This is a genomic window from Castellaniella sp. (assembly GCF_047971665.1).
Lineage (GTDB): Bacteria > Pseudomonadota > Gammaproteobacteria > Burkholderiales > Burkholderiaceae_B > Castellaniella.
The window spans coordinates 89594-99475 of record NZ_JBKEAA010000008.1; the positions used below are offsets into that span (position 1 = coordinate 89594).

Genomic DNA, 9882 nt, shown 5'->3' on the forward strand with positions numbered 1-9882 from the left:
CCGGTCTTACGAGTGTATCGCGCGAGACCTCATTCAACCCATTGATTCACAATATTTTCTTTGACGAACGCAGGCTGAGGGAACAACTTGAAAGCAGACATGACACGAAGGCTGGCCGCCGCTGGCACCCGCACCGCTCGCGGTACACTAAGGCTTACTCTGTTTTCTGCTACACCATGCCCCCTCGTTCCCGTTCCTCGTCCCTGTCGCGGACCTCGCAAACCTTGATCGCCCTGGCCGAAGCGCTGTCGCGCTCGGGCAGTTTCCTGGAAGACCGCTACTGGGAAAGCTGCCTCAGCGAAGCCCTGGACAAGGCGCTGAGCGCACGCCATGGCCGTGCCGTGGAGACCGCCTTGGACGTTCTGCTGGAACAACGCTCGGCCGCGTACGAGCTGCTGGTGGAACTAGCCGAGGCCCGCTCAGAATCACTGACGCCGGCACCCGACGCGCCTGACCACGACACGCTGCTGATCTCGGCGCCGATTCTGGCCTGGACCCGCTACCGCCTGCCGCCCGGACAACTGGACGCTGCCCAACTGCGCGCGCTCGAAGCGCTGATGGCGAAAACCGTCCTGGGGCCGCAGGCCCAGGTCACACTCCTGCCTGCGTTGATCCGCTTCGACCGCCTGCCGCAATCATTCCAGGAAACCCGCACCTGGACCCAGGCGCTGGCGCAGCGCATCCTGGGACAGCGCCGGGACGGTCCGGCCCTGCGCGACGCCGAGGCGCCGGATGATCTGCTGGCCGATGTGTTCTTCCTGATCGGCGCGGTGGTCGTCCCACGTGGCGCGCCGGTCTTCCAATGGCAATCCCCCCCGCCCTCCGAGGCGCCCTCTCAGGAAGCCATCACCGAGCAATGGGCGCAGGGCTGCGCCCCCATCCTGGAATCCTCCTTCACCGGCTGCCAGCTGGAATACTTGCGTCCCCAGTCCTATTACACCGGCACCCGTCAGGCGGACCAGGGCATTCGCCCCCTGGTCCTGAAAGCCGCGGCCACCTGGCTGCAGACCGCCGCCCGGATCCCGGGCACGGACCTGCGCGCCGCCATGGTCGCCTGCGGAGACCAGTCCATCGAGGAATACCGTATCGGCTTCTGCACCCGCCAGAGCAACGATGTGATCTATGGCTGCGTCTGGCCCGCGCTCAGCCGCGAGGAATCCCAGCCCGATCCGGACACCGAAGACCAGGCCGATACCTGGGACACCATTGCCGCCCTGCTGCGCGAATGCGGAGTCCAGGACATCCGCCGTCTGCCCGGCCTGCACCCTGTGGAATTCTGCGAGGACTGCGGCACACCGTACTTTCCCAACATGCTGGGCGAAATGCAGCATCCCGAATTGCCGGAGGAAATCGATCCGGAGCCCGTCCAGTTCCACTGAGCCCGATCGAGTCGTGACCGTCCCCCGTCTCGCTGATGGCAAACAGCCCGGAGCCGACCGGCCCGGCACCGTTCCAGCGGACTGATCCGTGTCCGGGCCGCTGTCATTCGATCTGTTCTGCCGCGTCGTCGATAATTTCGGCGACGCGGGCGTCTGCTGGCGGCTCGCCCGGCGGCTGGCCTCACTGGGCCAACCGGTGCGACTGTGGATCGATCGGCCCGACGTGCTGGCGCAACTGCTGCCCTCGCTGATCCTGCGGCCAACCGGACAGACCCTTGAAGGCGTCCGGGTCGCGCCCTGGAATCAGGCGGAGCAGGCCATGCCACCTCGGGGCGGCGTGGTGATCGAGGCTTTCGCCTGCGCGCTGCCCACGGCCTACGAGGCCGCCATGGCCGGGCGCGACTGCCTGTGGATCAACCTGGAATACCTCAGCGCGGAACCCTGGGTGGAAGACTGCCACGGCCTGCCTTCGCTCCAGGCCAACGGCGTACCGAAATTCTTTTTCTTTCCCGGCTTCACCCGGGCCACCGGCGGGCTGCTGCGCGAACCGGACCTGCTGACGCGTTGCAAGACCGATCAGGCCCGGGATCGTGGCCAGCGCCTGCAGGCACTGACCGGACTGCTGTCGGCGCCACCCGCCGACGCGCTGTGCATACTGCTGTTCTGCTATCCCGATGCCCCACTGGCGGGCCTGCAATCGGCGCTGGCGAGTCTGGACCGTCCCGTCTGGCTGCTGACACCCGGCCCCCGACCATCAGGCCCGCTGCATCACCAGAACGGCCTGCAGGTCATATCCATCCCCTTCGTGCCTCAGGCACGATTCGACGAACTGCTGTGGTGCTGCGACCTGAACTTCGTGCGCGGCGAAGACTCCCTGGTCCGGGCGCTCTGGGCAGGCACGCCCCTGGTCTGGCAAATCTACCGCCAGGCGCAGGAGGCGCACCTGGAAAAACTGGAGGCCTGGCTGGATCAGGCCCGCTGGCCCGGGACCGCCGCCGATCTGATCCACGCCTGGAATCAGCTGGACAACGACGCGGTGGCCCGGACTCTGCCCGCCGCGCTGCGAGAACCGGTCTGGTCGGACTGGCGCGCGCGCAGCCTGGCCTGGCGCACGGCGCTGAGCGTCCGGCCCGATCTGGGTCAAGATTTACTGGATTTTTGCCTGCGAAAGCGCCAAACGCGCTAGAATGTACAGTTATTTTTTCAGTACTGCCTCGGAATGCGTTTTGGCTCGGGGCACTCATCCCCGGAGTTTTCCCCATGAAAATCGCACAGGAACTGCGCGTAGGCAACGTCGTCATGGTCGGCAGCGATCCTCTCGTCGTCCAGAAGGCCGAATACAACAAATCCGGCCGCAACGCCGCCGTCGTCAAGCTCAAATTCAAGAACCTGCTGACCGGCAGCGCCAGCGAATCCGTCTACAAGGCCGACGAGAAATTCGAACAGGTCGTGCTTGAGAACAAGGAATGCACCTATTCCTACTTCGCCGATCCGATGTATGTCTTCATGGACGAGGAATACAACCAGCACGAAGTCGAAGCCGACAGCATGGGCGACGCGCTGAACTACCTCGAAGAAGGCATGACCGTCGGCGTCGTGTTCTACGACGGCCGTGCGATCTCGGTGGAACTGCCCACCATCATCGTGCGCGAAATCACCTACACCGAACCCGCCGTCAAGGGCGACACGTCCGGCAAGGTCCTGAAGCCCGCCAAGATCAACACCGGCTACGAACTGTCCGTGCCGCTGTTCTGCAACATCGGTGACAAGATCGAAATCGATACCCGCACCAACGAATACCGCAGCCGGGTGATGTAATCTCCCGCAGCGTATAAAAAGACCGGGCCAGGGCCCGGTTTTTTTATGGACGCCATCACGTCATTGCAGCCGGTCGTCGTCCAGGATTTCGGGAATCGGCATGATCGAAATACCATCGTCGACCAACTCACGGCATTCCTCTGCGGAAGCCGTGCCGCGAATGGGGCGTTCCTCAATCTCGCCGCTGTGCATGCGGCGGGCCTCGCCGGCGAACCGGTCGCCGACATCGTCGCTCTGACGCACGATGCGACGGACCTGGCGCAGGACCTCGGCCTGCAGGCGCGCCATCTGATCGCTGGACGGCGCGGCAACCGCCGCCCGGGTCTGAGGCGAAACCTCGACACGGGGTGCCGGTTCGGCGCGCAGGTGACTGACATTCAGGTGCGGCGCCGACACCCGGCGCGTGATCCGGTCGCTGTGGCAAACGGGACAGCGCACCAGCCCCCGGGACAGCTGATCCTGGTAGCTGTCCCGAGACGAGAACCAGCCTTCGAAGACATGGTCATGCTCGCACGAGAGGTCGAATACTTTGAGTGCCATGATCAGCAGATGGGGGTGGATCGTCCGTTTTCAAGCGCATCCCAGCACTGCCAGCGCCAGTCCCAGGGCGCGATGGCCCCCGGCTGGCGCCACAGGCCCAGCTGCCGGTCACGCGCCTGCCGCTCCAGTCCGGCCACGGCCTCGTCCCGCAGATATTTGCCGCCCCCTTGCCGATTGGCCCAGGCCATGCCGGCCTCGACCATGGCGCGGTTGGCGGTGCGTGCGCCAGACAGCGGCGCATCGCACACATCGCGCTCGTAGCGATCCTGCTCGAAACACCGCAGCGTCAGCGTACGGCCGGCGACCAGATCGGCAAGCGCCTTGCGGGCCGCCTGACCGAATGGCTGGCCGGGCCGCTGGCGACCGTGCCCGGTCTCCGGCGCATCGATGCTCGACAACCGTATCCGATGACGCTCCCGACCTACCAGAAGCGTCAGGGTATCGCCATCGGCCACATCCACGACCCGGCCGGAAAGCTCGTACGTATCGTTCGCGCGCGCCCCCAGCATGGACCAGGCCAGGCCCAGTCCGGCAGCCAGCAGCAGACCCGCGCGCCGAGCCAGGGCGGCCTTCGACACGACACGGCCGGATCGGAAGGAATTGAAAAAGGAAGACATCGGCATGACCGGAGACAGACAGGCCGCGCCGGAATGCGCAACCGTTCCGGCCATTGTAATGGAGCGCCGGGGCACGAGATCCCTCACCCCGGCCAGGCCCGTCGCAGCAGCGCATCCGAAGCCAGCGCCGATGGCCGGGCGCCAAACACATCGCCACCGGCAGCGCCCAGGCGACTGTCGACGAAAGTCCGCGAAACCGCATCCGGCGCCTGACGCAACAGCAGATCCGCCTGGACCAGCAGCACCAGATCCCGAGAGATCATCCGCGCCAGCGACTGCTGCCCCTGCGCATCCAGCGCCAGAGCGGCCAGCAAGCGATCGGCCACGGCCCGCAACGCGGGTTCACCAGCATGCGTTCTGGCCAGTCCATCGATCATCTGCGCCAGATGCTGGGATTCCTGGCGAGCAGCCCGGAGCACATCCAGGCACATGACGTTGCCGGAACCTTCCCAGATGGAGTTGACCGGAGCCTCTCGGTACAGACGGGCCATGGGGCCGTCTTCGACGTAGCCGTTGCCACCCCAGATTTCCATGCATTCGGCCGTGACATCAATGGCCCGTTTGCAGACCCAGAATTTTGCCGCGGGCGTCAGCAGACGTCGCAACGCCTGCTCGACAGGCTGCTCAGGGTGGTCGAAGGCGCCCGCCAGGCGCAGGGCCAGCGCCGTGGCGGCCTCGCTCTCCAGAGCCAGATCCGCCAGCACCTGCCGCATCAATGGCTGATCGATCAGCAAACGGCCAAAGGCCCTGCGATGGCGCGCATGATGAATGCCCTGAACTAGCGCCTGACGCATCAGGGCCGCACTGCCCAGTACACAGTCCAGGCGCGTGTAGGACGCCATTTCGACCAGCGTAGCGATGCCCCGGCCGGGCTCGCCGATCCGGCGCCCCATCGCCCCCTCGAATTCGACCTCGGAGCTGGCATTGGAGCGGTTGCCCAGCTTGTCCTTGAGCCGCTGGATGTACACCGGGTTGCGGCTGCCATCATCCAGCCAGCGCGGCATGTAGAAGCAGGAATGACCATCGCCGTCGCGCGCCAGCACCAGATGGGCGTCCGACATGGGCGAGGAAAAGAACCATTTGTGACCCGACAGGCGGAACCAACCCTCGCCCTGCGGCTCAGCCCGGCTCAGGTTGGCGCGCAGGTCCGATCCGCCCTGCCGTTCGGTCATGCCCATGCCGATCATCATGGCGTGCTTTTCGGCCAGCGGCAGGTCGCGGTCATCGTACTGACGGCTGGCCAGCAACGGCTGGATCCCGGCAAACCAGGGCTCCCGCGCCAGCAGCGGGATGGCGGCGCTGGTCATGGTCACGGGGCACAAAGAGCCTGCCTCGACCTGGCCGTGCATCAGATAGTGCGCCGCCCGGGCGACCTGGGCTCCCGGTCCCGGATCGACCCAGGCGCTGCCGTGCATGCCTTGGGCGAACGCCAGCGACAGGAATTCCGACCAGCCGGGATGGAACTCGACCACGTCGATACGCATGCCCCGGCGGTCGAACGCCCGCAGTACGGGCCCCTGACGATTGACCTCCGCCGCCAGCCGCGTCAGATCAGCGCGGCCGAGCCGTTCGCCCCAGGTTTCCAGTTCGGCCTCACGGTCGCCCGCATGCTCACGACGGACGCCTTCGATCAGCGCCGCATCGGTCAGGTACAGATTGCAATCGGGCAGATCCGGCACCTGATTGTCGGACCCGGGCATGCCCTGCGTCGTGTGTTCGAGTTGCATTCGAAGTCCTCCCGCCATGACCGCGATGACAGAGCCCCCTGCACAAGCCGGGCGGAACGCATCCGCCGGGGCGCCTGCCTGATCGGATCATCTCAGTCTACCCGCGATCTCCGACGACGGACAGGCAGCACGGATACAATCGAGCGGTCGTTTATTGTGGAGACTGTCGTGACATCCCGTTTTCTGATGCTGTGCGGCGCCCTGATCCTGGCGCTGGGTGTGGCGGCCGGCGCCTTCGGGGCGCACGGTCTGAAACGCCTGGTCACCCCGGATCAGCTGGAGGTCTGGCGCACAGCGGCCCACTACCAGATGATCCACGGCATCGGCCTGCTGCTGATCGCTGCCCTCTGGCCCCGTCTGGCAGCCGCGCCGGGGGCCTTGGCGGGCGGCCTGATGCTGGCCGGACTGGTCATTTTCAGCGGCAGCCTGTATGCGCTGGTGCTGACAGGCGTACGGGCGCTGGGCGCCATCACGCCCGTCGGCGGGCTGCTGATGATCTTTTCCTGGCTGACGCTCGCCTGGGCCGCCTGGCGTGGATGAGGCCGGACATACAAGGGTCCTCTGCGGACCCTTGTATACCTGCCGAATCGGAGCGCCTTGCAAGGCGCGACGGGGACACACGACGGGGACGCACAACGTGGACACACGGCGGGGACACACGACGGGGACACACAACGGGGACACGCAACACCGCAGTCCCCTGCCTATAATGAAAGTCTGACAGGCCCGATTGGAGTCTCATATGGCCGCCTCTCCCGATTATGAATGGCGCGACTGGCTGCGCGACCTGCCCAAAGCCGAACTGCACCTGCACATTGAAGGCACGCTCGAACCGGAAATGATGTTCGAGCTGGCCCGCCGCAACCATGTCACCCTGCCCTATGCCGACGTTCAGGCCGTCCACGACGCCTACCGGTTCACGGACCTGCAATCCTTCCTGGATCTGTACTACGCCGGCGCGGGGGTCCTGATCACCGAACAGGATTTTTACGACCTGGCCATGGCCTACCTGCATCGCGCTCATGCCGACGGGGTCGTTCACGCTGAACTGATGTTCGACCCTCAGACCCATACCCAGCGCGGCATCGCGCTGGAGACCGTCTTTGCCGGACTGGCCCGCGCCCTGCGCGAGGCGCGCGACACGCTGGGCATCAGCAGCTACCTGCTGCTCAGTTTCCTGCGTCACCTGTCCGAGGAAGAAGCCTTTGCCACGCTCGAGGCCGCGCTACCGCTGCGCGAGGCCTACGCGGACCTGTGGATCGGCATCGGCCTGGACTCATCCGAACGCGGCAATCCCCCCGAGAAATTCGCCCGCGTCTATGCCCGCTGCGCGAAACTCGGCTTCCGCCTGGTCGCCCACGCGGGCGAGGAAGGCCCGGCCGAATATGTACGCAACGCACTGGACATCCTCAAGGTGGCCCGTATCGATCACGGTGTGCGCAGCAGCGAGGACCCCGAACTGCTGCAAGCGCTGATCCAGCGCCGTGTGCCCCTGACCGTCTGTCCCTTGTCGAACCTGAAACTGGGCGTGGTCCACGACCTGCGCGATCACAATCTGGCCAAGCTGCTGCGGGCCGGCGCCGTCGTGACATTGAATTCGGACGACCCGGCCTATTTCGGCGGCTATGTGCTGGACAACTACATCGCCAGCGCCGAGGCTCTGGACCTGACCCGCGATGAGCTGGTCACGCTGGCGGCCAACAGCCTGAAATCCTCGTTCCTGCCACCCGCCGAACAGACCCGTTTGCTGGATCAACTGTCGGCGGCGGCGGGCCGGGGCTGACAATGCCCGGTGCTTCGCCGCAATCCAGGCTCGTCACGACCGCCGACCCGATCCGGGGGGATTGCCGGCGGCTCGACCGCGCCTTCTATGATCGGCCCGCCGAAACCGTCGCGCGAGATCTGCTGGGGCGCCTGCTGGTGCACACAACACCCGACGGCCAGCGCATCGGACGCATCGTCGAAGTCGAGGCCTACCTGGGGCCAGGGGATCTCGCGGCCCATACTTCGCGCGGACGCACGGCGCGCACCAAAGCCATGTTCGGACCGCCCGGTCATGCCTACGTCTACCTGATCTACGGCATGCACCACTGCCTGAACGTCGTCACCGGCCCCGAGGGCAGCGGCACGGCTGTTCTCTTACGGGCGCTGGCGCCCGTCCAGGGACTGGACGCCTCCACCAGCGGCCCGGGCCGGCTGTGCCGCGCCATGGGGGTGACCCGCGATCACTATGGCATCGATCTGTGCGGCGACACGCTCTGGCTCGCCCGTGACGACGCCCCCTCGCCCACCGACATCGTTGCCGGCCCCCGCATCGGCGTCGACTACGCGGGCGAGTGGGCCGTAAAGCCCTTGCGTTTTTTCATATCGGGCCATCCGGCCGTCAGCCGGGCGCCCAGGCCATCCCGCCAGAAAACCGACCGCATTGCATGACAGCCCGGCCCTGCCGCCTGCGATCCGGAATCCTCCGACAGGGCACCTCCGACAGGGCGACTGTTGGGAGCAAATAGACTTGTCCGGTTTTATAGCTCATGAAATGTCCGCTTGCTTGCCCGGTGTTCAGGCCGTGTAGGGCGTAGCCCGAAGCGGCCTGAACACCGGGCGCGGCCGCCCGTTGGACGGGTCAGGCGGCCCGCTGGCGCAAGGGTCCGAACCATGCACCATGTTCATCATAGTGCGCCAGGCAGCGCGGTCCATAAAACACGGCCAGCGTCCCATCCACGTAGCGATGCACCCGCACCCGGCGCTTGACGTAGTGATAGCGCAACGCATCTGGCGGAATCTGCAAGCTCAGGCCTTCGAAGCTCACGCAGTTATCGTTGCCCACCGTGCGCTCGAACTGCTCGCATAGAATGTCCGGCAGTGCCGTGCCGATATAGGGTACGAAGCCACTACCGGATTAGGCTGCGGACACAGTGAACTCCTGGTTGTGTCGGGGCAGATAGTGCTGCTGCAAATACTGATTGGCAGGGGAGTGTCAGATTTTTTGTGGGCGGGGCGGTTTGACATCGTTCAATCCCTGGCCTCAGTGAACCGTTCACCGAACAAGATGGCGAACTGATTCATGGCTGCTTTCCACGTATGAACCGATCGTGACGGCTTGGCCAGCACGTTTCGCAGCGCCAGCCACAAGAGCTTCACGGCCGCCTCATCATTGGGGAACTGACCCCGGTTCTTAATGATTTTACGCAGTTGCCGGTTCATGTTCTCGATGGCGTTGGTGGTGTAGATCACGCGCCGGATGTCGGGTGGGAAGATGAAGAACGGCACCACATGTTCCCAGGCCCGTTCCCAGGCGGCCACGATGGTCGGATATTTCGTGCCCCAAGGGCCAGCAGCAAAGGCCGTCAGCGCCTCTGTGGCCTGCTGCTCGTTGGCCGCTGCGTAGATGGGCTTGAGTGCGGCGGCGACCGGCTTACGATCCTTCCAGCCCGCATAATCCAGGCTATTACGGATCAAATGCACGATGCAGGTCTGTACCGTCGTCTTCGGGAAGACCGCGTTGATGGCATCGGGCAGGCCCTTCAAGCCATCGACCACGGCAATCAGGATGTCCTGGCAGCCCCGGTTCTTGAGCTCGTTGAAGACCTTGAGCCAGAACTTCGAACCTTCGGTCTGCTCAATCCACAGCCCCAGCACGTCACGCTCCCCATCAGCGTCGATCCCCAGGGCCAGGTAGACCGCCTTGTTGACCACCAGCCCGTCGGTGCGGATCTTCACGCGCAGGGCATCGAAGAACACGACCGGGTACATGCGCTCCAGGGGCCGGTTCTGCCAGGCCACCGTCTCGGCCATGACCTC

The 9882-nt window shown here is 65.2% G+C and carries 11 protein-coding genes; 6 read left to right on the forward strand and 5 right to left on the reverse strand.

Annotated features, from left to right (window positions below; genetic code table 11):
• The first annotated feature begins 176 nt into the window (after positions 1 to 176).
• From ACK5JE_RS02220 to efp, 3 genes are all read left to right on the forward strand, one after another.
• Positions 177 to 1379 carry a DUF2863 family protein gene (locus tag ACK5JE_RS02220; RefSeq protein WP_416800086.1) on the forward strand — a complete coding sequence of 401 codons (1203 nt, stop codon included), beginning with the start codon at positions 177 to 179 and terminating at the stop codon, positions 1377 to 1379.
• Between the two features lie 88 nt (positions 1380 to 1467).
• A complete protein-coding gene (gene earP, locus ACK5JE_RS02225) occupies positions 1468 to 2565 on the forward strand; it encodes an elongation factor P maturation arginine rhamnosyltransferase EarP (protein ID WP_416800087.1) in 1098 nt (365 codons plus the stop codon).
• A gap of 74 nt (positions 2566 to 2639) precedes the next feature.
• On the forward strand, positions 2640 to 3197 hold the full coding sequence (gene efp, locus ACK5JE_RS02230) for an elongation factor P (protein ID WP_416800088.1): 558 nt from the start codon (positions 2640 to 2642) through the stop codon (positions 3195 to 3197).
• Between the two features lie 60 nt (positions 3198 to 3257).
• Here efp and ACK5JE_RS02235 read toward each other — a convergent pair whose 3' ends face one another.
• From ACK5JE_RS02235 to ACK5JE_RS02245, 3 genes are all read right to left on the reverse strand, one after another.
• On the reverse strand, positions 3258 to 3737 hold the full coding sequence (locus ACK5JE_RS02235) for a DUF1178 family protein (protein ID WP_416800089.1): 480 nt from the start codon (positions 3735 to 3737) through the stop codon (positions 3258 to 3260).
• 2 nt (positions 3738 to 3739) lie between these two features.
• Positions 3740 to 4354, reverse strand: a complete 615-nt coding sequence (locus tag ACK5JE_RS02240) for a thermonuclease family protein (protein ID WP_416800090.1) — start codon at positions 4352 to 4354, stop codon at positions 3740 to 3742.
• 83 nt (positions 4355 to 4437) lie between these two features.
• Positions 4438 to 6081, reverse strand: coding sequence for an acyl-CoA dehydrogenase family protein (locus ACK5JE_RS02245; RefSeq protein ID WP_416800091.1), 1644 nt, complete (start codon positions 6079 to 6081; stop codon positions 4438 to 4440).
• A gap of 168 nt (positions 6082 to 6249) precedes the next feature.
• Between ACK5JE_RS02245 and ACK5JE_RS02250 the strand changes: the two genes are divergently transcribed.
• The 3 genes from ACK5JE_RS02250 (at position 6250) to ACK5JE_RS02260 (ending at position 8514) form a co-directional block, all read left to right on the forward strand.
• Positions 6250 to 6621, forward strand: coding sequence for a DUF423 domain-containing protein (locus tag ACK5JE_RS02250; protein ID WP_416800092.1), 372 nt, complete (start codon positions 6250 to 6252; stop codon positions 6619 to 6621).
• A gap of 202 nt (positions 6622 to 6823) precedes the next feature.
• A complete protein-coding gene (locus tag ACK5JE_RS02255) occupies positions 6824 to 7864 on the forward strand; it encodes an adenosine deaminase (protein ID WP_416800093.1) in 1041 nt (346 codons plus the stop codon).
• 2 nt (positions 7865 to 7866) lie between these two features.
• Positions 7867 to 8514, forward strand: coding sequence for a DNA-3-methyladenine glycosylase (locus tag ACK5JE_RS02260; RefSeq protein ID WP_416800094.1), 648 nt, complete (start codon positions 7867 to 7869; stop codon positions 8512 to 8514).
• A gap of 190 nt (positions 8515 to 8704) precedes the next feature.
• Here the strand turns inward: ACK5JE_RS02260 and ACK5JE_RS02265 are convergent, their stop codons facing one another.
• Positions 8705 to 8890 carry a hypothetical protein gene (locus ACK5JE_RS02265; protein ID WP_416800095.1) on the reverse strand — a complete coding sequence of 62 codons (186 nt, stop codon included), beginning with the start codon at positions 8888 to 8890 and terminating at the stop codon, positions 8705 to 8707.
• A gap of 203 nt (positions 8891 to 9093) precedes the next feature.
• Positions 9094 to 9882 (reverse strand): IS256 family transposase (locus ACK5JE_RS02270; protein WP_416800096.1); only part of this gene is annotated, 789 nt, incomplete at its 5' end.

What these genes read in the sequence shown, in the direction of transcription:
- efp (WP_416800088.1), top strand. Translation starts at nt 2,640, where the DNA reads ATGAAAATCGCACAGGAACTGCGCGTAGGCAACGTCGTCATGGTCGGC.
- ACK5JE_RS02245 (WP_416800091.1), bottom strand. Translation starts at nt 6,081, where the DNA reads ATGCAACTCGAACACACGACGCAGGGCATGCCCGGGTCCGACAATCAG.
- ACK5JE_RS02255 (WP_416800093.1), top strand. Translation starts at nt 6,824, where the DNA reads ATGGCCGCCTCTCCCGATTATGAATGGCGCGACTGGCTGCGCGACCTG.
- ACK5JE_RS02260 (WP_416800094.1), top strand. Translation starts at nt 7,867, where the DNA reads ATGCCCGGTGCTTCGCCGCAATCCAGGCTCGTCACGACCGCCGACCCG.
- ACK5JE_RS02220 (WP_416800086.1), top strand. Translation starts at nt 177, where the DNA reads ATGCCCCCTCGTTCCCGTTCCTCGTCCCTGTCGCGGACCTCGCAAACC.
- ACK5JE_RS02240 (WP_416800090.1), bottom strand. Translation starts at nt 4,354, where the DNA reads ATGTCTTCCTTTTTCAATTCCTTCCGATCCGGCCGTGTCGTGTCGAAG.
- ACK5JE_RS02235 (WP_416800089.1), bottom strand. Translation starts at nt 3,737, where the DNA reads ATGGCACTCAAAGTATTCGACCTCTCGTGCGAGCATGACCATGTCTTC.